Source organism: Kitasatospora sp. NBC_01302 (assembly GCF_035976515.1).
Taxonomy (GTDB): Bacteria; Actinomycetota; Actinomycetes; order Streptomycetales; family Streptomycetaceae; genus Kitasatospora.
Genome location: NZ_CP108404.1, coordinates 3,365,875 through 3,389,801, shown reverse-complemented (window position 1 = coordinate 3,389,801; position 23,927 = coordinate 3,365,875). Strand labels below are relative to the sequence as shown.

Sequence of the window (23,927 nt, the reverse complement as noted above, 5' to 3'; positions counted from 1 at the left end):
ACCCCCTGGGAGATTCAGTCGGTGGTGTCGGTGGTCCAGCTCGTGACGGCGAACGCCTGCGAGAACGTCACGTTCGCTTGAATGCCGGCCATCTTGGCTGCCGGCCCGAGGAACGGATAGGTGGCGCCGTTGCGCAGGCCGGTTTCGAGGTAGAGGCCGTACTTGCTGGACTCGGTCGGGTGGTTGCCGTAGGGCGGTGTACGCCCTGGCTGGAGGCCGACCTTCGTGGTCCAGCCGACCGGGTTCCGGACGACCGCTTCGCGGGTGATCGAGTTCTTGAGCGTTCCGGAGATGACCGCCGGACCGGCGCCCGGGCGGGCCGGAGTCGGGGTGCCCCAGGCGTGGCTGCCGTTCGTGGCGTTGGTCCTCGCCTGTTTGACCACGGCATCGGCGGCCCCGATGAGTCCCGTGCGGCAGGCTTTGATGCCTTGGCTCCTGATACGGGAGAGGGCGGCCTGCAGGGATGCGGCGTTGAGTTCCGGCACGGCTGCCCCCTCCCGGTCAGCCGCGGGCGGCCCGCGTGTTGATGCGGTGCTCGGCTTCGCGGCGCGTCGACATGAGGTCCCAGGTGAACCGTCGTACGTACCAGGGGGTGTCCTGCAGTTCCTGCCAGGTCCAGCCCATCTCCCGCATGATCTCGAAATCGACGAGTTCGTCCGGTGGAGGGCCGGACGACCATGTCCCCTCGTAGATGCTCTCTGCTACCCAGAGGACATCTGTGAGGTACGGGTCGTCCGGCCCTAGGCTCCCGGGTTGCGGACCTTCGCGATCTCGTCGCTGATCCGGTTCTGGATCTCCATCGGCAGTTTGGCGACGAGTTCGGCGCTGGCGGGCAGCCCCAGCAGGGGCTGGTCCTCGGCCATGGAGGTGGCGTCGTACACGTGCCAGGCGACGACCAGCCTCGCGATGATCGCCATGCCTGAGGCGAGCTGAGCCTTCTGATCCGGCTTGCCGTCTGGGCCGTCCGGGACCTCATCGGGAATGAGGTCCTGCACGGGGACGAGCCTGGGATTGCGGATGATCACGTGGACGCGGTCGCCCTCCTCGGAGAACTCCGGGAAGTCGAGCAGGATGGTGCGGTTGCCGTAGCCGGCCATGGGTGGGGCTCCTTCGCTGAGGACGTTGGAGGACGTCAGGCCCCGGCCGCGCCCGACGTCCTCCAACGGGGCGCGGCCGGGGAGTTGGGGTCAGTAGGACGCGGTGGTCCAGTTCTTGAGGACGGCGGAGACGGCGCCCCCGTCGGTGGCGTTGTACAGGCCGCTGATGTCGAAGTCGGCCTGCACGTAGGCGCTGCCGATGTCGCGTTTGCCCTTGGACCACACGGTCTTGTTCATGGTGACCGCCAGCGAGGGGGAGCCGTCGAGGAGGCGGCCGGTGATGGTCGCGGTCATCGCCTGCTGCGTGTAGTTGAGGAACAGGTTGATGTCGGTCTGGTTCTCGAAGATCGCCTTGTAGGTGCCGTCCGCTTCGAGAGCGCCGACGAAGATCTCACGCGGCGCCTGCGTCCCATCACTGGAGTTGATGGCCTCGCCGGCCCGCTTGACCGTCAGATCGAGGGTGAGGCCGCGGGTGGAGGCGACGGCGTTCTGCGTGGACGTCCATTCCCAGCCGAGGAACGGGGTCAGCTGGGTGTACGACTCGGACACCGAGCTCTGCACGGTGCCGGGGAACGCGAGCGCCTTCACGCTGAACGACAGCGCGGCCTTCGGGTCGATCTTGATCTGCAGGTCGGTGAACTTCAGCCCCGAGTAGCCCAGATACTGCGTCGTGTCGTACACCGTCAGCGAGTACGTCGGGATGGCCGTACCCGGCGACTGCTTGAACGTGTGCGTCGTCGGCGTACTGACCTGCACGCTCGATGTGTGCGCGTACGTCAGACCGCCCGACGGCGTCGCCACCGGGATCGTGTACGGGCCCGTACCGGTCGGCGAACCGGACACGAAGTACTCCAGCGTCGCGCCGGTGCCGATGCTCACGGTCGAGCCGCTCGGGATCGTCGCGGCGGTCTGGATGCTCGTCGCGCCCGCGGTCGTCGTCGAGGACAGCGTCGTCGAGATGCCCGCGGTCACCGTGTCCGGTCCGATCACCGCGCACAAGAGGTGCCCGGCCAGGTCCGGGTAGGCCATGACGTCTATGTCCCAGGTGGCGTGCTCGGGACCCGGGTAGGCGCCCTGCATGACGGTGTCGTTGCCGCGCCACGACTGGTCGTCCAGCTTCGCGATGACGTCCTCGAAATCCGCCTTCGTGAACGGGACCGCGATCGTCGGCACCAGGTAGGTGTTCGGCGTGACCTCCTTGGCCAGGCCGAGTGTTGCGAGCTTGGAGAGCTGGGTCACGGGGTCGGCTCCTCACCGGTGGGGGCCGGCGCGGCGGCCTTCCTCTTACTGGGGGCGGGCTCCGGCGGGAGTGGCGCGGCGTCATCGGCGACCGGTTCGAAGCCGACGATCGGGCGTGGCCAGTCAGTGGTCTCGCCGGGCTGGACCTCTGCCGGGATGTCCGGCACGACCAGCGCGTACGGGTGGGGATTGCGCTGCAGCACGCGGTCCTCCGGGCATGGGTGAGCAGGCCCGGACGCTCAGCGTGGGCCCGCAGATGGTCAGTTGGTGTAGTCCGCGTCGTCCGCGGTGTAGGTGACGGTCGCAGCGAAGAAGCCGTTGGCGACGCCTTGGGCCGGGTCGTCGTATTCGACGTCGATGGTCGAGCCGTTGGGTGCCTCTGCCACGGACAGGAACCGGTTTCCGTGGCTCTTGTCGTTGACGAGGCCTTCAATCCTGGTCACCAGCAGTGCCACCGCCGAGTCCAGGGCTGTCTGCTCCAGCTCGGCGATCTGTGGGCCGCTGGCGGTCGCACCGACCGGCCACACCAGCGACAACTGGAAGTGGTGGGTCGCCATGCGGCGCTGCTGTGCGAAGCGGGCGGTCACCAGGCGCCGGCGCAGCACGTAGATCTGCGTCCTCTGCTGCGTCGGGGTTCTGGGCAGGTAGGCCTGGATGACGTCCCAGGGGCCGCCGGTGGCCGACAGGAGCGACGGGAGCGTGTCGCCTGTGGTGGAGAGCCATGCCGCCTCGCGGGCGCACGCGTCAGCGGTGGTCACCGGCGCCTCCTGCGGGGTGTGGTCTTCCGGGGGGCCTGTTTGCGGGGGCGGCGTTTGCGGGCGGCGGCCATCTTCGCCTTTGTGGCGGCGGACAGCGGCCCGCGCTTGCGGTGGCTGCCCTTGTGCCGCTTGCCCCGCATCCGGGCCGCCAGCTTCGCTTTCGCGGCCGGCGACATCGGGCCGCGTTTCTTCGACGAGCCCTTGTGGTGCTTACCCTTGAGGCGGGCGCTCAGCTTGGCCTTCGCGGCAGCGGACAGGGGCTTACCCTTGCGGCCCTTCAGCCGGGCCTTGAGCTTCGCCTTGGCAGCGGCCGACATCGGCTTGCGTTTGCGCCCCTTCAGCCGGGCACTGAGCTTGGCCCTGGCAGCGGCCGACATCTTGTGGTGCGAGCCCTTGTGGGCCTTGCCCTTCAGCTTCGCCGACAACTTGGCGCGAGCCGCGGCGGACATGGCATGGCCCGGGTGATGGCGGCCCTTGAGCTTGGCCGAGAGCTTTGCGCGGGCCGCCGCCGACATTGTGTGGCCGGGGTGGTGGCGTCCTTTCAGCTTCGCGGAGATCTTCGCGCGGGCCGCAGCGGACAGGGGATGGCCGCGATGCGGATGCGGGCGCCCCTTCAGCCGCTGCGAGATCTTCGCCTTCGCGGTCGCCGACATCTTGTGGCCAGGGTGGTGGAATCCCCAGGCCACGGCTAAGCCCGCATGAACGCGTCGAGGAGGTCCTCGGCCTTGCCGCGCAGAATGTCCGGGTCGTGCCCGCGCGACATGGTGGGGTCGAGCTCGGTGACGGCGATCGAGCCCGCCATGTACTTGCAGGCTCGTGCCAGGTCGGCGGGGATCGTCTGATAGCCGCCGTCATAGGAGATCTGGATGGTGGTGCCGATCGGCAGGAACAGGCCGAGCTGGAAGAAGACGTGCCCGGTGTCCGCCGACGTGGTGAGCAGTTGGGCGCCCGTCACGCTCTGAGTGCCGCCGTACGACCGGATCAGGGAGATGTTGAGGTTGGCGTACTGCCAGTACTCGGCGTGCCGCGGCGCGTACTCGTTCAGCCAGACGTGCCGCACCAGTGAACTCGCCCCGAGAGCCATCGCGTACGAGCGGCCCAGGGTTCCCTGGATGTCCATCGGCAGGTTCGCCGAGTCCGCGTACTCGTCCGGGTCGATGCCCTCGGCCCGGTGGGACTCGGGGAGTTGAGTGAACGGGGCGAGCCGGCGGCCGACGTGTCCTTCGCAGGCGCGGGTCGCCTCGATCATCAGGTCCTGTTGGGCCTGTGTGGAGTAGGAGCGGACCAGGTCGGCGAACGGGCCCTCGACCAGGGATGCGACGGACGCCAGCGGAACGGGGGAGTCGGCCACGGGTCACCTCCCCTCGTTGTGCGGGTGCTGTCAGGACGGGGTGCGGCGCCGGTAGGGCCGCTTGGCCGGGATGTCGGTGGCGTCTTGGCCGGCTTGCTCGACCTCGCTGAACTCGCCCTGCTCGGGGGCGGGTTCGCCCTGGGTGGTGGGCTGGTCGGCGACGGTGAAGCCGGCGTCGGGGATCGCCAGCAGGTCCATGGCCTGCTCGTAGTCGACGTCGATGACCGAGCCGTCCTCGGGCCACGCATGACCGTAGGAGTCGGACCCGGCGAGGCGCTTGCGCAGGGGGACGGTGGGCATGGCGGCTCCTGGTCGCAGTAGGGGATGGGAAGCCGGGCGGCGCGATGTCGGTGCCGCCGCCCGGCTGATGGGTCAGACCGCGGTGGCGACGCGGGCGAGACGCCCGGTGTAGCGGGCCGCACGGATAGCCAGCGTGGTGTCGGTCACGACGGCGTACGGCATCGTGTCGGGCGCCGCAGTCGTCGGGTACACGTCGAGCGGGGTCGCCTCACGCACGTACGGGCGCACGACGTTGTTGCGGTCCCGGGAGATCAGGTAGATGTTCTCCTGGCCCGTCGCGGGCGGCAGCATCGCCGTGTTGGTGCCGTAGTACGACGTCGGCAGGGTGCCCGGGACGGTGGAGCCGTTCTGCGGGATGAGCGCGGTGCCCGTGTCGACGATCGACGTGGTGAGGATCGGGGTGACGCCGTCCGAGGCAAGTCCGACGGTGCCATCGACGTAGCCGAGCAGCGTCTCGGTGCCAGTGGTGGTGGAGCGGTACACCTTGTAGAGCTGCGGCTGCAGTCCGTCCAGGCCCGAGGGGGTCGAGAAGGACAGGGTGATGGTGTTGGTGGAGGTGCCGGAGCCGGTGGCCTGCGAGACCTCGCCGCTGACGCCGATCTCGCCCTGCCTCGCGACCACGGCCGAGATCTTGTAGTAGTAGGTGGTGGACAGCGGGATGCTGCCGCCGGTGGTGGCGGTCGCCGCGGTGACGGTGCCCATGCCGTAGCCGCGGGCCTGCAGGAAGCTCGTCTTGACGAGCGGGATGTTGCGGTAGGTCGGCACGATCAGGCCGGTGGCGACCTCGACGGTGTCGACGAACCTCTGCTGCGAGGTCTGCAGCTGGGCGATCTTCGACGCGGCGGTGTTCGACAGGACGATCATCCACGTGTCGTCGAAGACGGGCATGGCCGCGTTCGACTCGACCATGTCGATGAGCTCGTCCAGGTAGGCCAGGGAGATGGTGCCGCCGGCCTTGTCGATGGCGTTCTGGTAGCCGCCGGAGAAGGTGGCGACCTGGCTGTCAAGGCCGTCGAACTGCGGCTGCGCGCCGGTGAGGGTCGAGGCCGCGTTGCCCCAGCAGATGCCGGTCTCGATGTCCCAGTACAGGCCCCGCATGGAGCCCTCGATTTCCGTCTCCCGCAGGTCTCCGATGACCTGCCGGGTGACCTCCTGGGCGTAGCCGGTGACGGCGCCGACGACCTGGACGTGCTTCATGGTGAAGCTGTTCTGGACGTAAGTGCTGTTGGAGACCGGTCGGGCTCCGCCGTCGGGCACGAAGCCGCCGGCGGCGACCTGGGTGCGCTGGTTGAAGTAGTACTGGTCGGCGTTCCAGGCCTGGGTGGGGATGGACCGGACCAGGGGGCTGTAGCGGCGCTGGTACTCCAGCAGAACCGGGTCGATGATCTTGGGGACGAGTGCGGATGCACCTGCGACGTTGAGCGCTTCACGGAGCTCGGACGGCATGGATTCTCACCCTTTCGGCGAGTGATGGCCCGCATGCGGGCATGGGAAAGGCCCCGTCGCGTGCGCGGCGGAGCCGGGGACCATCACTGCCTTGAGGGCACCGGCCACGTGGCCGGCGGTCAGATACTGCGTGCTGGAGCGGCGCGGCGGGTCAGCCGACGAAGCGGTCCTTGAGGACGTGCTGACGCACCGCCGGACCGAAGTAGCGCATGCGCTCGTCGGCGGTGTACGTGTGCAGCGGCTTGTTGGGCCAGTCCGAGGGGACGCCGTGCTCGTTGAAGCCCGGCTCGGTTCCGGCGCCGGCCGGGCCGTTCTCGGCGACCGACGCGACCAGGCCCTTTCGGGTCGGCGGCCCGGACTGCTCGACGTGTTCCTGGACGGCCTTCGGCAGCGCGGCCTTGACGCCCTCGGCGACGAGCCGGGCGATCATCTGCTCCTGGGTCTCAGCGACCGGCTCCGGAGCAGACTCGACCGCGGGTGCCGCTGGGGCAGGTGCGGCCTCGACCGGCTTGGCGGCCATCGCGGTCACCATGCCGGCGATCGCGTCTGTGAGCTTGTCGAACTTCGCCGACAGGGCATCGAGGCCACTGTCGGTGGTGCTGCCCGGGGTCTCGGCCGCCGGGGTGGTGGACTCCGCCATGGCGGGCTCCTTCTCCTGGGTGGGGGTCTCGGCGGCGGGTTCCGGCGCCGGGGTCTCGGGGGTGGACTCGCCAGTGCCGGCGTCGGCCGACTTGCAGACGTCACAGCCACAGGCGCACGGGCAGCCGTCGGCGACCGCCATCGGGTGCGGAACGGCGCAGCCGCAGCCGCACGAGCAGGCGGATCCGGGGGCGTCAGCCATGTCGTCGTCCTCGCTGTCCATGTCGTGGTCGGTGTCTTCGGGTTCGGCGCCGGGCACGTCGATGTCGGCGTCCATGTCCGGATCGAGGTTGGCGAGGGCGTCGCAGGCACCTGCCATAGCGGCGCGGCCGACCGCGTCGAGGTCGTGGGCGTCCAGGAGCTGGCTGGACACGGTGACGGTCGTCGGGCCGTTCGTGAGGCTGATGTACAGGTTGCTGGGCGAGGCGGGCATGTCCCAGCACTCGGCGAGCGCCTCGGTCACCTGCACGGCGGGGTCGATCAGCCAGCGCTCCTGCGTGGCGACCGTGACACCGAAGGCCTTCAACGCTTTGACGATCCGCGCCTTGACCCGCTTCAGCTGCGCGGACGTGTACTGGCGGGCGTTGTCGGCCTGGTTGATGTAGCCCCAGGCAGCCTTGGCGTGGGCCTTGGTGTCGAGTTGGTAGCGCTGCTTCTTGTCCTTCAGGTAGCCGGGGTCCGCGTACGGGCCGCCCTCACCTTTCAGGCCCGAGTCGCGCTTCGACATGGGCGGGGTCGCGGCCTCGCTGATCGTCACGGTCGCCTCCGGCGCGGACTCGGCGATCGGCATGCGTGCGGTGCCGTCGGACTCGCGTGGCTGCGCGGGGACCGGATTGACGCTGTCGATGCCCGCGCCCTCTACGCCCGGCTTGCGGGTGTAGTCCAGGCCGTCCAGCTCCAGGTCGTCGGCGGTCTCGACGGTGCGGCCGTCCTGCTGGACGCGGCGGACCGGGCCCAGCCACGCTCCGCGGATGCTGACGCCCCGCAGGACGGGGTCGGGGCCGGAGATCAGCCCGTGGATGTCGCGGCCGTGGGTGGTGTCCGCGAGGATCGCGGTGTAGCGGGCGGACCCGTCGGCCTCGTGGGTCATCGACGTGATCCGGCCCACGATTCGGGTGGAATCGTCGCCGGCCTCATGGTGCGTCAGGGTTGTCAACGGCATGCCGCCGTCGGCGATCCGCTGCTGCGCCCGGGCGACGGCCTTGCCGATGGCCTCGGCGGTGTACAGGCGGTTGTTCTTGCTGATGCCGGGCCGGATCGCGGTCCCGGTCACGGTGGCGATCGGCGCCATCAGCGCTCCTTCTCTGCTCGGCGAAGAGCCGCAGAATCGCGGCGCGCACTCGGGGGTCCTGCTCGATCGCCACGATGAGGGCGTCACGGAGCGTGGCCTCGTCTGCGGCGTCGTCGTGGTGCCGCCCAGCCGGGCGGGTGGGGCGCAGGTACATGATGGTCAGCGGCCGGTGAGGCAGATCGAGGCCTGCGGGAACACTGGGCTGGTGCCGCCCACTGTCCATGCGACCCGGCACCAGCGGGGCAGCACCATCGAGCCGGTCGACGCAATGTGCAGGCCGGCGCTGACGGAGGAGTAGTTGGGGGCGGACGTCAGCTGGGCAGTCTTGGCGACCTGCGGGAACCAATTGCCATCCGGGTCCTGCACGTCCAGCTGCGCCAGCAACGTGGGGCTGGTGCCGGTCGAGGTGCCTGCAACGTAGAGCGAGAGCCACACGTCGGTGACGTCCAGCAGGTCGATCAGCGTGGTGCCGCTGTTCCCCGATGCGGTCAGCGTCGTGCCCAGGCCCGAGGACGCCAGGTCCCACAGGGTGCGGGGCACCGGATTGTAGGGGGCCACTGGGTCCTCCTCGGGACGTCAGGTGGTGAACCAGCGGTCGAGCCGGTCCGGGTCGATGTCGGCGGACAGCACGCAACGGCACATTGGGTGTGCGGGAGCCTCAGGGACCTGGTCGATCGGCCAGGGGCTGGCGTCCTCGTTGCTCTCACAGGTCGGACAGACCCGACCGTCCCCGACGGTGATCCAGTCGATGGTCTGGGCGCCTTGTGCCTGGTAGAGGCCGAGGGCGGCCTGCACGGCGGAGGCGGTCATGGCCCAGTCGATGCCGAATCCGACCGCGGCGATCTTCTCGCCGGTGAGATGGTCGGTCACCGCATCGAGCGTGTCCTCGAAGCCGCCTCCCTCGGCGGCCTTGGCGACGAGTAGGCGCCGGAGATCGGCTTCGGCGCGGGCGGCGATCCGCCCGGCCCACTCGTCGGCCTCACCCCATAGGTCACCGAGGCGCTCCAACTGCTGGTAGGCCCGGTCGAACGCTGCATCCCAGTTGAGGCCGTCCCGGCGTGCTCGCGCCGCTGCGATGGCCACCGCGTCGACGATTCCCTCGGCGCGGCCGGCGGCGAGCGCGTCGCGGATGGCGGCGCGCATCGCGGCCCAGCCGGCGGTGAGCGGGAGGGCTTGGAGGATTGCGCGGGCGGCGGCCGAGGCGGCGGCTTCTACCGTCGTCCGGTCCGGTTCTTGGTCGCGCGGTCCGAGGTCTGCGTGGAAGTTGTGCAGCGGGTCACGCAGTGCGCGGGGCCGGATGAGGCGGCGCCACGCGTCGGAGACACTGCCCGTGTAGCGGGTGATCAGATGGTCGCGGCGGGCGAAGAGCTGCGCCCACATGCCCTCCAGTCGGCCCAGTTCGACGGTGGCTTCGAGGACAAGGGGGTCGTTGCGGCGCTCGACCGCGAGTTGTACGGCGGTGGCGCAGGCCATCTGGAAGCGTTCGGTGATCGGGGCGTCGGCCGTGGCGAACCCGGCGGCAAAGGCCAGCCGGGCGTAGGGCTCCAGGGGGTGAGGCACGCCCACCCCCTGTCCCGGCCCGTGGGTCAGCCCCTGGTCGCCTCACTCCAGGCGTTGAAGGCCACAGCCCAGGTGATGATGGCCTGGGCGTGCCGCGGTTTCACTTTCGCGGTGGCCGTGCTGCCGTCGGCGCCTACGACCACGACGTTCACGTCGCCGGTCTTCTTCTTCGCGAGGAGAGCCAGTGGCCCCATCAGGGCAACCCGGGTGATCGTCGTGCGTTTCCCGGTGTTGTCGAGGGTGTGGATCGACGCGCCTGCTATCGGCGCCTTCCAGGAGAAGAGCGCCCCGGTGTCGACGACCAGTTGAGTGCCCTTCAGGTTGAAGGTGATGGGCGTGCCAACTGGCGGGCGAGGGGCGGGAGGGATCGATCTCGTCATGGCTGGCAGTGTGCCGCACGGGATACGAGCAGGGCAGGGGAATCGGCTAACCGATCTCCTTGGGCAGTAGCGCGGCGACGTCCTGGGCCCGTAGCGGATGCTCCGGCAGCGTGTCCGGCTCCAGCGCGGCCGTGTCGCCGGGCGGAGGCCAGGCCGGCGGATCGGGCTGTTCGTCAGGCGGCGTACTCATCAACACCTCCTGGTAGGACGGCGAGCGCTTCGCGAAGCCGGGCCCGGTAGGCGCTGTGCAGGGCCTCGGTGGATGTGGGGTCGACGTCGGGTGGCACTTGCGGCGGTGGCTGGCCGGCGAAGGGCGCTGGCGGCGCTGGGGCGGGCTTCTCCAACGTGACGGGTTCGCCGTCGGCGGGGGCCGAGGGCTCCAGTGCGGTGCCCTTGAGTTTCATCGCGATGCCCGCCTTCGACATGGCGTCCATGTCGGACCACTTCACGAGGTTCTGCCTGTCGACCAGCACCGCGTCGTCGCCGCCCGCGATCGGGGGCTCGCCGATCTCGGCCCGGTACCTGTTCTGCGTCCAGGAGCCGTTGCGGAGCCGCGTGTCGCGGATCGTCTCGATCGTCTGACTGTCCCGCATGTCGATGTCGCGGAACTTCAAGTGCCAGCCCTGGATGCCGAATCCCTGGCGGACCACATGGAAATTGATCTTCTCCAGGACCAGTTGGGCGATCGGGTCACACGTGTTCACCCGGAACGTCTTATCCTGCGCCTCTCCCGTTCCCCCGCCCAAATTCCCGGACTCGATCACCGTGGCCTTCGACGGCGGGACCCCGTAGCACGCCAGGATCTCGTCCCGCTTCTGGTCAAGGAAGCTCTCAAGGTCAGCGGTCTTGCCCTGGGCCAGCTCAACCAGGGTCGCCCCGCCCTTGGTGGCGATCGGCGTCCCCAGGTTCCGCGGCCCGATGTTCCGCGCCGCGTACTGCTGCAGCCAACGGTTCATCTCGGCCTGCTGCATGCCCGCCGGAAAATCCACGTGCACCGTGGGCGGCTGGCCCTTGCGGAAAATCTCCTTGCCGTTCGATGCGGCGAACAGCCACGCCGTGATCGGCAGGAGGGCGGCCTGCGTCGGCGACACCCCGAACACGCCGCTTCGGGGAGCATCCAGTGCGATGTGGATGACCTCACGCGGCTCGAACTCGGCGCGCTGCCCGAACTCCGTGACCTGCACGTACTTCGTGATCTGCCCGTGCTCGTCCGCGATCGGGAACATCGTCGGGCAGTCCAGGTTGTACAGCGCCACCGGCTGGTTGCCGACCCAGGACACCTCGATGAACGCATCGCCGAACACCAGCAGGTCCGTGATGACCATGCGGGTCAGCTGCCGAATGTCCTCACTGGGGTTGCAGTACGCCAGCAGGCGCTCCAGCGCCAGGACCTCCGGCGGCTTCTGCGGGGTCTCCTGGTCGCCCTCACCGTCGTCCTGGTCCCAGTCCGTGACGAGGCCACCCGCGGTGATGGTGCGCGCAACAGCGTTGATGGACGCCCACGCCCACGGGCACGACAGGTACGCCTCGTACAGCTCCTGCATGATCGAGGACCGGTCGGTCTGGGTCGCAGTGCCCATGCCCTGCCGGTACTCGTTCAGGCCGCCGACCGGAATGCCGTACTCGTAGCCGGCCCGCTCGGGCAGTTTCGCCGGGCCCGGCAGTGCGGCTTCGTGGATCGGCTGCTCACGGTCGCGGCGCAGGCGGCTGATCAGGGAGGAACCCCAGGCCATGGCGGCCTCCCCTCGAATTGGTGGTCAGACGAAGGGCGACGGTCTGGTAGTGCCGCGCTGCGGCTCGTCCTGCTCGTCCCACGGGTCAGTGCCCGGGTCCTCACGCGGTCGGTAGGCGACGGTCGGGCCGAGTGCCTGCAGGAGCTGGTCGAGTTCCTCGTTGCCCTCAGGGGCGTCGAAGAGCGGAAATGAGGGGCCGCCACCCAGGTTGATCAGCAGGTAGCGCAAAGCGTCGGGCGCGTGGTCCTCCGCCTTGGTGTCGATGTCCTCCGGGTTGCCGACCGTCGCGTGAGGCAGGGACGGCAGCGTGCGGATCAGGTTCTCGGCCTGTGGGAACACGTGGAGCCTTGGGCAGGTCTCCCAGCCCAGCGCCCGATGGTGCGGGCAAGCCGGTGCTTCGGCGAGGTAGGAGTGGACGCGCTGCCAGCCGGAGATCCGACTTCCGGGCCCCTTGCCGGCGGCGGTGAGGTGGGCGCCGTTTTCCGAGTAGACCGTCGCGATCGGCTTCGCCTCGCCGCGGCTGGCCCACATCGCATCGTCTGCGTACCGTGCGGCGACCGCTTCGCCCTCCTCGGCGGCGACGATCCGTTTTGCCTGCTCCGACTCGGCCACTTGCGTGGCGTACAACTCCCGGTAGATCCAGACGCGGTCGTCCTCGTCGACCGCGCCCCACAGCACCGCCCACGGGGCGGTGTAGCCCCAGTCGACGCCAGCGAAGCGCCGCCACGACGTCGGCACGGTGACGGGCTGGACGACGTGCCGGTCGTAGCGCCACTCGGAGAACGCCTGGCCGGCGAAAACACCCCAGTCGCCTTCGAGATACGCCTTGCGGATCTTCTCGTCGAGGCCCTGCAGGTTCCGCTTGTACTCGTCGCCGAGCTGCGGGGTGTCGGACACGCGGGCCTGGATGAAGATCCTCCGACGACCGTTGCCGTCCTCGATCTCCCGTTCGCCGTGCCCGGTGGCGTCCACGTACTCGGCGCGGACCCGGGAGTGCCCGATCCCGCCGGGGTTGGTGGCGGAGCGGATACCCAGGCAGGGGACGCCGGCGACGCCGGAGCGGACGCGGACGTACAACTGGTCCACGACGTCCGGCGGGATGGTGGTGCGCTCGTCGATCAGCAGCAGGTTGATCTCGGCGGACTGAAGAGCCGACACCTCGCTGATGTTCTTGGCATGCCCGAAGGTGAACACCGACCCGTTGCTGAACCGCAGTTCATGCGTGGACCCGTTGTAGCGGCCCCCGAGCGCGCGGGCGAAGTTGTAGCGAGCAAGCATCCGCAGCACGGACTGCTCCAGCTCGGGGAACGAGCGGCGGAACCAGAACGCCTGCAGCCCCGGCCAGCGGTAGCAGGCCCGAAGCCCGTACATGAGGAGCGAGGTGCTCTTCGACCCACCTGCGGCGCCGCCGTACAGCACGTCGAGGTTCTCGTCCGGCAAGGACAGGAACGTCGACTGCGGGCCCGGGTTCGGCGTGAAGTTCAAGCCGTCAAACGGGTTCACCGGCGGCGTGTCTATCCGCTCGGCGGCCAGCAGGAGCGGGTCGGCCCGCATGGCCTCCTCCTTGCTACACGGCGCGGAGATGGCGGGCGGCGACTTGCCGGGCTCTGGTCGCCTCGGCTCCGGCCAGGCCGGCCGCGGCAAGGGCGGCATCGATCGCGGCCAGGACCCGGTCGGCTTGCGCCTCGGAGATCTGGGCGAGGCGTTCTTCGATGTTGAGTCTGGCGATCGACGACAGGACCTTCTCGGCGCGGTCCATCGAGCGCTCGTAGAGCTGGACTTCGGCGCGGAGCTGTTCGCCGCCCGCCATGCCCTCGTACCGCACTTGGTCGCCGAGCCGGTTGACCAGGTCGGCGGTCGCCTCCTGCCAGGCGAGTACCTGCCCAGCCAACTGCATCAGCGCGGTCAGCGGGTCGTCAACCGGGGCGACGTCGAGTTCGGCCAGCACAGAACGTATCTCCCGATCGACGCGGGTACGGTCCGCCTTGACACGCTGGCCTGAGGTTTTCCCTCCGTGCAGCTTGCACCTACCGATCCCGGGATGATCAGTACCCCAGCCGGCAGGGAGTCCGCAGCGCTCGGCGCTCTCTTCTTGGCGTGTCTTGGCGCTGCACTTCTCGGCCACAATTCACCCCTTCACCTGGTAGCTGACGGACAGGGCCGCCCCGGCCGCCGGGGCCGCGGCGGTGGCGATGGAGAACCCGTTGACGCTCTCGGCGGTGGTGTAGGTCCCGGCGGTGACGGTGGCCGCGCTCCGTGCGGTGAGCCCGACCTTGGGGGTCGTCGCGTAGGGGGTGGCGTAGGTGACGGTGGCGATCGTCCCGGCGGCCGGAGCGGAGACCGCCACGGTGTTGATGACTCCGGCGCCGTCGAAGGCCCCGTTGCTGCCCGCGGTCGCCGTGGCGGACTGCGCCCCGGCGGTGACGGTGACCGGTGTGCCGGCGGCGACCTGGTGACCGAGGTAGGTCTGCGCGGCCTGCCAGGTGCGGGCCGGACCGGTGTCGGGCAGTACTTGGGTCTGGCGGAGACCGGTGCCGGTGTTGAGGTAGGCCGCCACCCCGGCCGTGCTGGACGGCACGAGCGCGTAGTTGCAGTACGGGGTGGGCCGCGTGTCCGCGATCGTGTTGAGGGCGACCGTCACGTCGGTGACCGTTGTCGGCTGGTCGATCAGGATGCCGATGTTCTGCGTGGTGTCGGTCGCCGCGATCGGAGTGATCCCGTCGGCGGCGTACTGGGTGCCGATGTCGAGGAGCGTGTTGCCGGTGATGGTGACGTGCTCGGCGCCGGTCAGGTAGATCCCGGCCAAGGGCGCGGACCGGATCGTGTTGCCGGTGACGCTGATGCCGGTCGCGTAGGCGGTGGGGGTCGTGCGGTTGGTGACGGGGTAGCCGCCGATCCAGATACCGGCGCCGGTGGCGGTGGAGGCCTGTCCGGCGGGGCCGCGGTAGTAGCCACAGTCGACCGTGTTGCCGGTGATCGAGCCCACTGTTGGGGCAGCATCTGCATAGATCCCGTTGTTGCCGACGCCTACGACGGTGTTGCCGGTGACGCTGAACTGGGTGGGGCCGGTGCTGGTGTCGTAGCCGGAGACCCAGATCCCGTTGTAGCAGGAGTTCTGGATCGTGTTCCCGGTGACGGTGACCTTTGCGCAGCCGCGGGAGACGGAGACGCCGTTGTCGGCGGAGTCCTGGATGTGGATGTTGGCGAAGATCACTTCCTCGTCGTAGAGGAAGCCCACGTCCTGGTTGTTCGTGAACTCGCAGTTCGTGACAGAGACTCGGCCACGCACGCCACCAATACGGATCGGCAGCGCCGTCATGTTCCGCACCCGGCAGTCCCGCATCACGAAGTTCGTGATCTGCGCCTGCCCGGAGCCGGACAAGTCCAGGTCGCCGGACAGGAACACCGCAGTCTGCGCGCCCGACCCGCTCGTGGTACGCGAGCGCTGAGGCACCGCCGGCGTTTCGTTGACTGGACCCAGGAACGTGATCCCCACGATGCTGAAGTCCGCGCAGGCCACGGTCGACCCGTAGATGATGGCCGTGTCCACCAGAGCGATCAGCGTCGTCCCCGGATCCCCCAGCAGCGTCACGCCCGTCATCGGCGTCAGTGCCCTGCCCAGCGCGTACGTCGCGGCGGGCAGGTAGACGACCGCACCGCCCTGCGCGCTGGCCGAGTTGATGACCGCCTGGATCGCCGAGCTGTCATCCGTGGCACCGTCGCCGAGCGCGTTGAACTGGGTGACGTCCAGCCACTCCGCCGGGGCCATGCAGACTCCTCAGGACAGGGCGAACCAGAACGCGCTCGTGTTGATCGACAGGCCGCTGAACGTCACAGAGGAGGGCAGCGAGGTGTTGCCGGCGCCGCTCACCATCGCCGGGTACGGGTAGGCGTGCCATCCGGCGTTCATCGCGGAACCGATCGGGCCCTTGGGCCACGTCGGACCGGTCGTCCCGTTGAACAGTGCCGCGATCCAGTAGTAGCCGGCGGCGGCACTGTAGGTGCTGGTCAGAGGGATGACCTTCTCGACCTGTGTCCCGGACGCCCAGGACGTGGACTGGTCGGCCGTAATAGCGACTTGTGTCCCGGAGGCGTTGTACAGCCCGGCGAAACACTGGCCGCTGGTGAGGGTCGAACCGGCCGCGGTCTGCCACATCTCTATGTTGGTGATCGTTGTCGCGACGGGGACTTTCACCCGCATGTAGTAGATCGTGCCGGAGGCACCGGCCCCGTTGCTGCTGGACGCCCACGGCGGGAAGTTCCAGCTGACCAGTCCGGCGTCGCCGGGCACCATGTCGACCATGCCCAAGTTGGCGCGGGCAGTGGAGGCGCTGTTGACGTCCGACAGGTTGTTGGCGACCAGGAGAACGCCGGTCGTGGGGTGTACATGCCCGGCGTCGGCGCTCTTGCCGGTCGACCCGGCGGCCTGCGCGCCGAGGGCCTTGATGTCGGTCGCGGTCCCGTCGAGTTGAACAGCGCCCTGCGTGCTGGTGGTCGCGGTCGGCAGGTCCCCTGCGGCGATCGTGCCCCAGCCCGGCGCGGCGGAGACGGAGCCGGTGCCGGTCTGGGTGAGGAACTGCTTGGTGGCGGACGTTGATCCAGCCAGCCGACTGTTCGCATTGCTCCCGGACCCGTAGATCAGATCGCCGAGCGACGTCACGGGCGACAGGGCATTGAACGCCGCGCCGGCGCCGGTCTGCCCGGTGCCGCCGTTCGCGATGGCGACGGTCCCGGTCACGTTCGCCGCGGTCCCCGTGGTGCTCTGATTGAGGGTCGGCACGTCGCCGGCCTGGATCGTGCCCCAGGCGGGGGCAGCCGAAGCGGAGCCCGTGCCGGTCTGCTGCAGGTACTGCTTCGTTGCCGAAGTCGTGCCCGGCAGACGCGTGTTGGTGCCCGCGCCGTTGGCGTAGGCGATGTCCCCGAGCGTGGTCGTCGGGGCGAGCGCGTTGTAGGCCGCGGACGCCGAGGTCTGTCCCGTGCCGCCCTGGGCTGGCGGTAGCGCTGCGGTCAGGTGCGTCGAGGTGACCTGTGGGCTGGCCGCCGTTCCGCCGCCGAGGTCTCCCGCCAGCTGGATGATCCCCTCGGCGCCGGACGTTGCCGCGCCCGCTGTCGCAGCCGTCCCGAGCCCGAGGTTCGTGCGGGCCGTCGCCGCGCTCGGCAGGTCGGACAGGTTGTTGGTGAGCTGCGCATAGCGGGCGTCGAGCTGCGGAAGCGGCAGGTCGTCGGAGTACACGTACCAGATCGCCGACGCGGCGGAGTACTGCAGGACGCAGCCCTGGGAGAGGAGCGTCAGGGTCAGGCTGGCGCCGCCGCCGGTCCGGTTGAAGACGTCGCTACCACCGCAGTTGATCGTCACGGTGTGGCTGCTCGCCGTGTTGATCTGCTTCGCGGCGATCACTGTCAGGTCGGTCGGCGCGGTCGGCAGCGTGATCACGACACTGGCCGTGGTGCTGTCAACCGGAACGAAGTCCCCGGGCGCCGCCGTGTAGGCGCCGGTCTTTACGCCGGTCGGGGTCAACAGGCCCGCCCAGACCCGGGACGCCGAGGCGGTGCCGCCCTGCGTGACCGCAAGCGGGGCCGCGAGGTGGGTCCCGGTGACGGTCGGGTTGGTTGCGGTGCCGGCCAGGTCCCCGGCGAGCTGAACGATGCCCTCGGAGCCGGTGGTGGCCGCGCCGGCGACGGCCGCCGTTCCGAGGCCCAGGTTCGTGCGGGCCGTGCTCGCCGACGTCAGATCGCTGAGGTTGTTCGCGGTCTGAGCAGCGCCGGTGATCCTGGCGTCGTTGCCCTGCGCCGCGGTCCCCGTGGTCGTCCCGTAGGAGACGGTGAGGGTGCGGTCGGCGGTGAGGTCCCCGCCGCCGGTCAGCCCGGTGCCGGCAAGGATCTGTCGGCTGGTCGGAGGTACCGCCAGGTTGGCGCGGGCGGTTCCGGCGTTTGCCACGTCGCTCAGGTTGTTGGCCTTGGCGAGGTAGGCGGCGTTGGCGCGGGCGACCTCAGTGCTGATCTGCCCGTCGGTGTACGCCTCGGCGTTGGTCTGCGCGGTGCTCGCGGCCCCCGCCGCGTCGAAGGCGCTGCTGGCCTGGGTGGCGGCGGTGCCGAGTCCGAGGTTGGTGCGGGCGGTGGCCTCGTTCGCCAGGTCCGACAGGTTGTTGGCGGTCTGGGCGGCCCCGGTGATGCGGCTGTCGTTGCCAGCCGCAACCGTGCCGCTGCCAGTGCCAACGTTGAGGACGGCCGCGCCGCCCAGGCCCAGGTTCGTGCGGGCCGAGGACGCGGACGCCACGTCGGACAGGTTGTCGGCCGCGGTGAGCGCTCCGACCTCGGCGGCGGTCAGGACGACGGTGCCGGTCTGCCCGTTGACGGACGAGACGGCGCCGCTGCCGCCACCGCCGAACGGGTGGGAGGAGCCCCATACCCCGGCGGTCTTGGGCCCGTAGTAGACCGCGGTGTTGGTGGTGTCGAGGTAGAAGTCCCCGTCGATGCCGACCGAGTTGCTTGGCGCCCCGGTGCCGGAGATCCAGCCCGGCCCGGCCGGACCGGACGTGCCTGCGGAGGAGACGATGACGGTGACCACGGCTACCTCCTCAGGCTGCGGCGACGAGGGCGTTGTAGAAGGTGCCGGTCACGAGGTCGGTGGCGTCGCTGAGCCCGGGGTCCATCCACAGGCTGTAGGGGTAGGCGCTCTGCCCGATCAGCGCGGTTGCGGTAGGGGAGAGCACCACGAGGAGCGTTGACGTGGCCGGCGTGACCGTGATGTAGCCCTGGGCGTTGGCCGCCGTGCTGTTGACGGAGACCAGCGCGGGTTCCGTGGCGTCGCTCGTCGTGGGCCTGATCACGAACTCGAATGTCTTGCCCGTGATGTTCATCAGGGTGCCGTCGTCGTTCTGCAGCTGGTAGCTGGTCACCCATTGGGAGCCGGACGCACTGGTGGTGTTCAGCTGGTTGGGCAGTGCTGGCACGGGTCACCGCCTCCTGGGTGCCGCTGGGGTCAGGCTGCGGGAGAAGCCGGCGGCTCGGCGGCCGAGGTGGCGTCCTTGACGTCGGCGACGGCCTCGGTGGCGAGCTTCTCGGCGTCGCCCCTCGCCTCGGCGACGACCGGGGCGGCGTCCTGCGCGACCTGCATCTCGTCGGCGTGGGCCTCGGTGGCGAGCTGAGCCTCGTCGCCCTTCAGCTTGCCGAACAGGGCCCGGAACTTGTCGGCCAGGGCGTGGCCCTCGGACTCGAGCTGGGCGATGAGCTTGTGGATCTCGTCGGTGACGGCGGACATGGTGAACTCCTTGAGGGTGTGGGTCAGTCGGGCAGGAAGTCGGCGGTTCGCCCGCGCGAGCGGCACGGTTCCTTGTCGTGCCACCAGCGGGTTTCGCCGAGCCACGCGTCGGCGCCGCAGCGTGAGCAGGTGCCGGGGATCGGCTCCCAGTCGTCGGGCACGGTGAACGGGGCATCCAGCGCGCGGGCCGGATCGTCGCGGGTCACTCGTCTCCTGCTGCTCGTGCGTGGAGGAGTGCGCACCTCGTCGAGCAGTACTCGCCGTCCCAGTCAGGCGGCAGGCGGCGCTCGCACCAGAGACAGGTGGCCATCGTCATCGCCTCTCAGTAAGCGGAAGGTGAGGGAGTCGAACCCGTCCACGGTGTTACCCGCCACGCTTTTCGAGAGCGCTTGGCACGCCACATGCCAGACCTTCCAGGGGCGAGTGGATGGTGGAGCTACCACCAGAGCCGGGCTCGCCTTGTCCGGCGCCGTGACGGGTGTTACCCGTCCGGATTGCCGGTCCGCGGAGAGTGCAGGGATCGAACCTGCGCGGGTGACCCCGACGACGGCTTAGCAAGCCGCTCCATTGCCACTCTGGCAACTCTCCAAGCTGCCGTCGGTGCGCGGTGCGATCTCCGCGACTCACCGGCGGCCGCCCGAGGACGCTCTGCCGCTTGAGCTACCGGCCAGGCAACGCGCTGCCCTTGGTGTGGCCGGACGGGGTTTGAACCCGCAACCTTCCCCTGCGCTGACCCGGCAGGACTCGAACCTGCGACGCGCCGCTTTGGAGACGGCTGCTCTGCCAACTGAGCTACGGACCACGGTGCTTCGATCGTACGAAACCGGCGTCGGCCAGACGACCGGTTTTCGTTGAGGGTTGTGGGGTCCCGCGGTCGGCGTCAGCTTCGGGCCGGAACGACTGCGGGACCCCCAGGCCCTGCGCCACCCTCGGGACGCGGGCCGTCCCGCCAGACGCCCGCGGGGGAGTGCGGGCCGGCGGGAGTATCAGGCAGCGAGGCGACCGCGGCGTTCGGCGGGCATCTCGGGTGTGGCGCCTGACCGTTCGATGCCGTCATCGTCCAGCGTCTTGGAGTGGAGCTCCAGCAGGTCGTAGCGGACCCGGCCGCGGCCGTGCCCGTAGCGGCTGATCCGGCCCTCGTGGGCCCAGCGGCGGATCGTGGTCGCAGGTCGGCCGGTGTATGCGACGGCGAGGTCTTCGGGGACGAGACGAGGCATCAGTTCACCCCCGTGCAACGCGAAAGGGCCGCCCGGTGGTGGGCGGCCCTTTCGACAGAAGTTCCAGTTGATCAGACGATAAGTTCAGATCGCGGTTTGCGCAAGTCACGGGCCTGGGCTGGTCCAGTCGCCGTGAACAAGGTCGTGGTGCCAGTCGCTGTCGTGGGGCGGCAGGTTGCAGATGACGACGATGGGCTCGCTGTCGAGGGTGATGGTGCCGGTGGCGGGGCAGTCGGCTCCCGCGCTGATCACGAGAGCGCCTGCAGGGTGAGGATCAGACCGGCGAGCAGCAGCGAGGCGGTCGTGCTGTAGGCGACGGTCTCGATGTAGTCGGGGTCGGAGAACCAGGAGCGGATGATGGCGATCGGGTTCATGTTGATGATCCTCTCAGTGCCAGGGCCAGGTGGCCGTGATCTCGGCCGCGACTGCGGCGGTGGCGACGGGGATGGTGTAGCGGGCGTGCCGGCCGCCCCATTCGGCGAACGCAATGGCGTGGCGGATGGCGGGCAGTCGCCAGAGCGGCGCAGCTGCGCAGGCGATGCGCTCGGCCGAGGTCATGGAGGCGATTCGGTAGGCGTCGAGCGCGGTGAGGGCCGCGGCTCGGTTGCCGTTGGTGAGGTGGCGCCGGATTTGGGTGCGGTGACCGCGGCGGGTGCGGGGCATGGTCGATTTTCTCTCACTGCCAGGGTGCGGGTCCGGTGCGGCTCGCCCAGCGGGCGAGGGCGTCGCCGTTGAACATGCGGATCCCTACCTGCCGGGCGTAGTTGGCCGCGGCGGGTGTGAACGTTGAGGTGGTGACGACGGCGGCGATGTCGGCGCCGTGGATCTGCCGGGCGGTGCCGCCGACTTTCTGTACGTCGGGGGAGCCGACTTTGGTGGTGGCCGCGTACCGCTTGGCTTGGATGACGAGGCGCCGCCCGTCCGGCAGGGTGCAGATGACGTCGGCCCCGAGGTCGCCGGCCCCTCCGACGACGAGCACGTTGGCGCAGCCGTCGCGCCTGCACAGGTCGGCGAGTGCGTGTTCGAACTGGGTTGGGGTCATGGCCTGGTAGCCGCTGATGCTGGCGGCGCGGGGCAGCGGGATCCGGGTCGGGCGGCGCGGTGCACGGACCTTGTACCGGGTACGGCCCGGCCTCAGGAACCACAACCCAGCAACGATCAAGACCAGGATCGGGATGCCGATGGCCGGAGACCCGATCGAGACGAGCACACCCGCGGTCAGAAGCACGGGCGGCGAAGTGAGGCCGCGCTTGGGCCGGCGGGGTCGTCGGGTGGTTCGGCGGCGTGCGGGCCGGTATCCGGCGCGGCGGGCAAGACGGCGCGGTGGCACAGCGGTTCCCCCTTGTGTCTATGTCGATTGTGGTGCACTGCGCCAGGTCCGGTGGCAGTTCAGCTTTCCTCGTCAGCAATGAGTGGCAGCCCATACTCGCCAGCCGCCCCCGGGTTGCGGACAACGATGCCGTCCTTGGCCAGGCGGCTGAGGGTGTTCTCGACGGTCTTGCGTGCGACGCTGGTCATCTGGGTGATCTGGTCGAGATGCAGGTAGCCGACCTCCACGCTGATCGGATCCCGGCGCTCCTCCAGCGCGGTGAGGATCTTCTCCTGGGCGGTGGGTTCCTTCGTGAACTGGACGGGGGCGCTGGGCGCCCATGTTGAGGTGCCGTCATCCTCGTCGTCGACGGCTGCCGGACCGACAGGAGTGGCGGCGATCAGCTCGCGGTCATCCCAATCGGGGAAGTCGGCGGGGTAGACGATGTTGGCCGGGTCGAACAGGCCGTCTGCGGATTCCTGGATCCAGGCGCGCATCATCTCGGCGCGCTCGTCCGGGCCGATGACATAGCCGACGCCGAACGTCCTGGACGGGTCGTCCTCGGGGATGTTCGGGTCGTAGATCAGGCTCTCCTCCGCGTCGCTCTTCCAGAATGCCGGGATCTTGGACGGGTCGATGCCGGCGAAGGCGTGGGGGAGGTCCACGCGCTGCTTCTGCCCGCTGTCAGAGCGGAGCAGCACCAGCGCGCCGCCGTAGAAGATGTTGTCCCTGATCGACGTGTCGCTGCCCATTTTGTCGAGGTTCATGATCTGGCCGCACAGGACCATGGCCATGCCCAGGGACCGGCCCTGCTCGGCGATGGCCGCGACGATGAACGAAGCCTCCTTCATGTGCTCGGACTTCTCGCCGAGGACCTGCGCGAACTCGTCTAGCGGGACGGCGACGTACGGTCGCTTGGCGCTGGCCACGAAGTTCTTCGCGTCCGTGGCAGCGGACTCGGCGATGCGATGCAGCAGGATCGCGTACGCCAGGCGCAGGGTTCCCATCGCCCCGTCCTTGCCGCAGCCGGCATAGGCGGCCATACGCGCCACGGCAGGGTTGCTGGAGCCCTTGGGGTCGCCGTAGAGGATGGCAACCTTGTTGACGTGGTAGCTGAGGCAGATGAGTTGCAGGACGCCGCCCTTGCCGGAGCCGGTAACGCCGGCCACAACGACGTGCTGGGCGCCGACCTTGGGGTCGAACAGCTGCACGCGCGCGGGGCGCCCGGAGATACCGGTGCCCAACTGCACGAAGCCGTTCCTATTGGCGAGCAGGGCCTCGGCGCCGGGCAGTGGCGTGCCGTTCTGCAGGGGAGAGCGCTCCATGAGGCGGAACTTGGCCTTGCGCGGGTTACTGGTGGGTTCCACCGCGACGAGCAGGGTGGTGGTGTGCAGGGCCCCGGCGAGTCGGTACTGGTCGGGGATCGTGATTGCGTCGGTGTCCTCGTCGGCGACAACCCAGGCTGCGACGCCGCCGGTGGCGGGGTCGGGGATGGCGCCTTCGAGGTGGGTCCCGGGCATGCAGCCGGCCTTGTGGGCGACGCGGCGCAGCCAGCGCGCTTCCAGGGTGCTGTACTGCGCTTCCTCGACGGACGGCGCGACGGTACGGACCCGGATGTTGCGGGAGCTGGTGTGCGGTCCTTCAGTGATCGAGATCCAGTCGGCGGGGAGCCGGTAGACGCCGGAGACGGTCTCACTGCTGACGGTGACCGGCCGGCCGGGGGACGCTTCGATGATGCCCTCCCACATCTCGGGTCCGTGGGCCGTCAAGGTCAGGTGCTGGCCGGGGTGGGCGCCGTTCTCGCCGGACACGTGGGCGTGCCAGCTGTGCAGGATGTCGCGCACGGCGGCATCGACGGGGCCGGTGGCGGGGGCCGCGTTGTGGGTCGCCTTGTGGGGGCGGCGGTGGCCGGCGAGGACGCGCCGCAGGGAGTAGCCGACGAACCCGACGGCACCGAACCAGGCGACCGAGACGAGCCCCGCGAGGGAGGGCATGGTCATCCAGCCTGCAACGAGCTGGTCGATGCCGGTCTGGCCGTCGAGGGTGGCGGTGGCTGCGGCGGTCGCCGTGGCGACGGCTGAGATGAACATGGGGCGCCGGTGGGCACGCAGGAGGTCGCCGCCGGGGATGTCGTTCAGGAGCCGGTCGTTCAGCAGTCCGCTGGCGTTGGCGGCGGCGACGAGTGCTGGTGCTGCCAGGAACGTCGACATGGTGGTCGCGGCCTGGGGGTCGAGCAGGGGCATGATGCCGGCGCACACCAGTGGGGCGGCGATCTCGGCGATCGCGAGGCGCTTCTCGACGGTCGGGTTGCGGATCGTCTCCGCGGGGGTGCTGTCGGTGGTCATG

The 23,927-nt window shown here is 69.6% G+C and carries 29 protein-coding genes and 3 tRNA genes; all 32 read right to left on the bottom strand.

Going from position 1 to position 23,927, the window contains the following annotated elements; all coding sequences use genetic code 11:
* Positions 1-14 precede the first annotated feature (14 nt).
* Positions 15-485: a hypothetical protein gene (locus tag OG294_RS14420; protein WP_327066905.1), complete on the bottom strand. Its 471-nt coding sequence runs from the start codon at positions 483-485 to the stop codon at positions 15-17.
* Positions 486-501: 16 nt separating this feature from the next.
* On the bottom strand, positions 502-624 hold the full coding sequence (locus OG294_RS14415; protein ID WP_327066904.1) for a hypothetical protein: 123 nt from the start codon (positions 622-624) through the stop codon (positions 502-504).
* 116 nt (positions 625-740) lie between these two features.
* Positions 741-1,097 carry a hypothetical protein gene (locus tag OG294_RS14410; protein WP_327066903.1) on the bottom strand — a complete coding sequence of 119 codons (357 nt, stop codon included), beginning with the start codon at positions 1,095-1,097 and terminating at the stop codon, positions 741-743.
* A gap of 90 nt (positions 1,098-1,187) precedes the next feature.
* On the bottom strand, positions 1,188-2,336 hold the full coding sequence (locus OG294_RS14405; RefSeq protein WP_327066902.1) for a phage tail tube protein: 1,149 nt from the start codon (positions 2,334-2,336) through the stop codon (positions 1,188-1,190).
* Positions 2,333-2,539: a hypothetical protein gene (locus OG294_RS14400; protein WP_327066901.1), complete on the bottom strand. Its 207-nt coding sequence runs from the start codon at positions 2,537-2,539 to the stop codon at positions 2,333-2,335. The genes OG294_RS14405 and OG294_RS14400 overlap by 4 nt, the downstream gene beginning before the upstream one ends.
* A 57-nt stretch (positions 2,540-2,596) precedes the next feature.
* Positions 2,597-3,094 carry a hypothetical protein gene (locus tag OG294_RS14395; protein ID WP_327066900.1) on the bottom strand — a complete coding sequence of 166 codons (498 nt, stop codon included), beginning with the start codon at positions 3,092-3,094 and terminating at the stop codon, positions 2,597-2,599.
* Positions 3,091-3,747 (bottom strand): NUMOD3 domain-containing DNA-binding protein, encoded by a 657-nt coding sequence (locus OG294_RS14390; RefSeq protein ID WP_327066899.1) that lies wholly within the window; start codon positions 3,745-3,747, stop codon positions 3,091-3,093. Before OG294_RS14390 ends, OG294_RS14395 begins: the two co-directional genes overlap by 4 nt.
* A gap of 35 nt (positions 3,748-3,782) precedes the next feature.
* The gene (locus OG294_RS14385) at positions 3,783-4,445 is read right to left on the bottom strand and encodes a hypothetical protein (protein ID WP_327066897.1); all 663 of its coding nucleotides are present in this window, start codon (positions 4,443-4,445) and stop codon (positions 3,783-3,785) included.
* Positions 4,446-4,475: 30 nt separating this feature from the next.
* On the bottom strand, positions 4,476-4,745 hold the full coding sequence (locus tag OG294_RS14380; RefSeq protein WP_327066896.1) for a hypothetical protein: 270 nt from the start codon (positions 4,743-4,745) through the stop codon (positions 4,476-4,478).
* A gap of 72 nt (positions 4,746-4,817) precedes the next feature.
* Entirely contained in the window at positions 4,818-6,191 is a 1,374-nt protein-coding gene (locus OG294_RS14375) for an SU10 major capsid protein (protein WP_327066895.1), read from the bottom strand.
* A 151-nt stretch (positions 6,192-6,342) separates the two neighbouring features.
* Positions 6,343-8,121, bottom strand: coding sequence for a DUF6582 domain-containing protein (locus OG294_RS14370; protein WP_327066894.1), 1,779 nt, complete (start codon positions 8,119-8,121; stop codon positions 6,343-6,345).
* 159 nt (positions 8,122-8,280) lie between these two features.
* Positions 8,281-8,679, bottom strand: coding sequence for a hypothetical protein (locus tag OG294_RS14365; RefSeq protein WP_327066893.1), 399 nt, complete (start codon positions 8,677-8,679; stop codon positions 8,281-8,283).
* An 18-nt stretch (positions 8,680-8,697) separates the two neighbouring features.
* On the bottom strand, positions 8,698-9,681 hold the full coding sequence (locus OG294_RS14360) for a hypothetical protein (RefSeq protein ID WP_327066892.1): 984 nt from the start codon (positions 9,679-9,681) through the stop codon (positions 8,698-8,700).
* A 26-nt stretch (positions 9,682-9,707) separates the two neighbouring features.
* The gene (locus OG294_RS14355) at positions 9,708-10,061 is read right to left on the bottom strand and encodes a hypothetical protein (RefSeq protein ID WP_327066891.1); all 354 of its coding nucleotides are present in this window, start codon (positions 10,059-10,061) and stop codon (positions 9,708-9,710) included.
* Positions 10,062-10,107: 46 nt separating this feature from the next.
* Entirely contained in the window at positions 10,108-10,251 is a 144-nt protein-coding gene (locus OG294_RS14350; protein WP_327066890.1) for a hypothetical protein, read from the bottom strand.
* Positions 10,235-11,794, bottom strand: coding sequence for a phage portal protein (locus tag OG294_RS14345; RefSeq protein WP_327066889.1), 1,560 nt, complete (start codon positions 11,792-11,794; stop codon positions 10,235-10,237). The genes OG294_RS14350 and OG294_RS14345 overlap by 17 nt, the downstream gene beginning before the upstream one ends.
* 24 nt (positions 11,795-11,818) lie before the next feature.
* Complete coding sequence (locus OG294_RS14340) at positions 11,819-13,348, bottom strand: hypothetical protein (RefSeq protein ID WP_327066888.1); 1,530 nt, start codon at positions 13,346-13,348, stop codon at positions 11,819-11,821.
* A 13-nt stretch (positions 13,349-13,361) separates the two neighbouring features.
* Positions 13,362-13,742 carry a hypothetical protein gene (locus OG294_RS14335; RefSeq protein ID WP_327066887.1) on the bottom strand — a complete coding sequence of 127 codons (381 nt, stop codon included), beginning with the start codon at positions 13,740-13,742 and terminating at the stop codon, positions 13,362-13,364.
* A gap of 180 nt (positions 13,743-13,922) precedes the next feature.
* Positions 13,923-15,563, bottom strand: coding sequence for a glycosyl hydrolase family 28-related protein (locus tag OG294_RS14330; RefSeq protein ID WP_327066886.1), 1,641 nt, complete (start codon positions 15,561-15,563; stop codon positions 13,923-13,925).
* 9 nt (positions 15,564-15,572) lie between these two features.
* Positions 15,573-18,362 (bottom strand): beta strand repeat-containing protein, encoded by a 2,790-nt coding sequence (locus tag OG294_RS14325; protein WP_327066885.1) that lies wholly within the window; start codon positions 18,360-18,362, stop codon positions 15,573-15,575.
* A gap of 10 nt (positions 18,363-18,372) precedes the next feature.
* A complete protein-coding gene (locus OG294_RS14320) occupies positions 18,373-18,747 on the bottom strand; it encodes a hypothetical protein (RefSeq protein WP_327066884.1) in 375 nt (124 codons plus the stop codon).
* 29 nt (positions 18,748-18,776) lie between these two features.
* Complete coding sequence (locus OG294_RS14315) at positions 18,777-19,055, bottom strand: hypothetical protein (RefSeq protein WP_327066883.1); 279 nt, start codon at positions 19,053-19,055, stop codon at positions 18,777-18,779.
* Positions 19,056-19,078: 23 nt separating this feature from the next.
* Positions 19,079-19,261 (bottom strand): hypothetical protein, encoded by a 183-nt coding sequence (locus OG294_RS14310; protein ID WP_327066882.1) that lies wholly within the window; start codon positions 19,259-19,261, stop codon positions 19,079-19,081.
* Between the two features lie 124 nt (positions 19,262-19,385).
* Positions 19,386-19,470, bottom strand: a tRNA-Ser gene (locus tag OG294_RS14305).
* A gap of 90 nt (positions 19,471-19,560) precedes the next feature.
* A tRNA-Ser gene (locus OG294_RS14300) sits at positions 19,561-19,643 on the bottom strand.
* Between the two features lie 141 nt (positions 19,644-19,784).
* Positions 19,785-19,857 (bottom strand) — tRNA-Trp (locus OG294_RS14295).
* 184 nt (positions 19,858-20,041) lie between these two features.
* A complete protein-coding gene (locus tag OG294_RS14290; protein ID WP_327066881.1) occupies positions 20,042-20,272 on the bottom strand; it encodes a DNA-binding protein in 231 nt (76 codons plus the stop codon).
* Positions 20,273-20,377: 105 nt separating this feature from the next.
* A complete protein-coding gene (locus tag OG294_RS14285) occupies positions 20,378-20,524 on the bottom strand; it encodes a hypothetical protein (protein ID WP_327066880.1) in 147 nt (48 codons plus the stop codon).
* Positions 20,521-20,646 carry a hypothetical protein gene (locus tag OG294_RS14280; RefSeq protein ID WP_327066879.1) on the bottom strand — a complete coding sequence of 42 codons (126 nt, stop codon included), beginning with the start codon at positions 20,644-20,646 and terminating at the stop codon, positions 20,521-20,523. Before OG294_RS14280 ends, OG294_RS14285 begins: the two co-directional genes overlap by 4 nt.
* A 13-nt stretch (positions 20,647-20,659) precedes the next feature.
* Positions 20,660-20,935 (bottom strand): hypothetical protein, encoded by a 276-nt coding sequence (locus tag OG294_RS14275; RefSeq protein WP_327066878.1) that lies wholly within the window; start codon positions 20,933-20,935, stop codon positions 20,660-20,662.
* 13 nt (positions 20,936-20,948) lie between these two features.
* Complete coding sequence (locus OG294_RS14270; RefSeq protein WP_327066877.1) at positions 20,949-21,482, bottom strand: restriction endonuclease; 534 nt, start codon at positions 21,480-21,482, stop codon at positions 20,949-20,951.
* A gap of 179 nt (positions 21,483-21,661) precedes the next feature.
* On the bottom strand, positions 21,662-23,926 hold the full coding sequence (locus OG294_RS14265) for a hypothetical protein (protein ID WP_327066876.1): 2,265 nt from the start codon (positions 23,924-23,926) through the stop codon (positions 21,662-21,664).
* Position 23,927 lies beyond the last annotated feature (1 nt).

Excerpts from the sequence above, each read along its gene's own strand:
- OG294_RS14380 (WP_327066896.1), bottom strand. The coding sequence starts at position 4,745 with ATGCCCACCGTCCCCCTGCGCAAGCGCCTCGCCGGGTCCGACTCCTAC.
- OG294_RS14340 (WP_327066888.1), bottom strand. The coding sequence starts at position 13,348 with ATGCGGGCCGACCCGCTCCTGCTGGCCGCCGAGCGGATAGACACGCCG.
- OG294_RS14345 (WP_327066889.1), bottom strand. The coding sequence starts at position 11,794 with ATGGCCTGGGGTTCCTCCCTGATCAGCCGCCTGCGCCGCGACCGTGAG.
- OG294_RS14370 (WP_327066894.1), bottom strand. The coding sequence starts at position 8,121 with ATGGCGCCGATCGCCACCGTGACCGGGACCGCGATCCGGCCCGGCATC.
- OG294_RS14290 (WP_327066881.1), bottom strand. The coding sequence starts at position 20,272 with ATGCCTCGTCTCGTCCCCGAAGACCTCGCCGTCGCATACACCGGCCGA.
- OG294_RS14315 (WP_327066883.1), bottom strand. The coding sequence starts at position 19,055 with ATGTCCGCCGTCACCGACGAGATCCACAAGCTCATCGCCCAGCTCGAG.
- OG294_RS14275 (WP_327066878.1), bottom strand. The coding sequence starts at position 20,935 with ATGCCCCGCACCCGCCGCGGTCACCGCACCCAAATCCGGCGCCACCTC.
- OG294_RS14330 (WP_327066886.1), bottom strand. The coding sequence starts at position 15,563 with ATGGCCCCGGCGGAGTGGCTGGACGTCACCCAGTTCAACGCGCTCGGC.
- OG294_RS14375 (WP_327066895.1), bottom strand. The coding sequence starts at position 6,191 with ATGCCGTCCGAGCTCCGTGAAGCGCTCAACGTCGCAGGTGCATCCGCA.
- OG294_RS14410 (WP_327066903.1), bottom strand. The coding sequence starts at position 1,097 with ATGGCCGGCTACGGCAACCGCACCATCCTGCTCGACTTCCCGGAGTTC.
- OG294_RS14280 (WP_327066879.1), bottom strand. The coding sequence starts at position 20,646 with ATGAACCCGATCGCCATCATCCGCTCCTGGTTCTCCGACCCCGACTAC.
- OG294_RS14415 (WP_327066904.1), bottom strand. The coding sequence starts at position 624 with ATGGGCTGGACCTGGCAGGAACTGCAGGACACCCCCTGGTACGTACGA.
- OG294_RS14265 (WP_327066876.1), bottom strand. The coding sequence starts at position 23,926 with ATGACCACCGACAGCACCCCCGCGGAGACGATCCGCAACCCGACCGTC.
- OG294_RS14350 (WP_327066890.1), bottom strand. The coding sequence starts at position 10,251 with ATGAGTACGCCGCCTGACGAACAGCCCGATCCGCCGGCCTGGCCTCCG.
- OG294_RS14355 (WP_327066891.1), bottom strand. The coding sequence starts at position 10,061 with ATGACGAGATCGATCCCTCCCGCCCCTCGCCCGCCAGTTGGCACGCCC.
- OG294_RS14390 (WP_327066899.1), bottom strand. The coding sequence starts at position 3,747 with ATGTCGGCGACCGCGAAGGCGAAGATCTCGCAGCGGCTGAAGGGGCGC.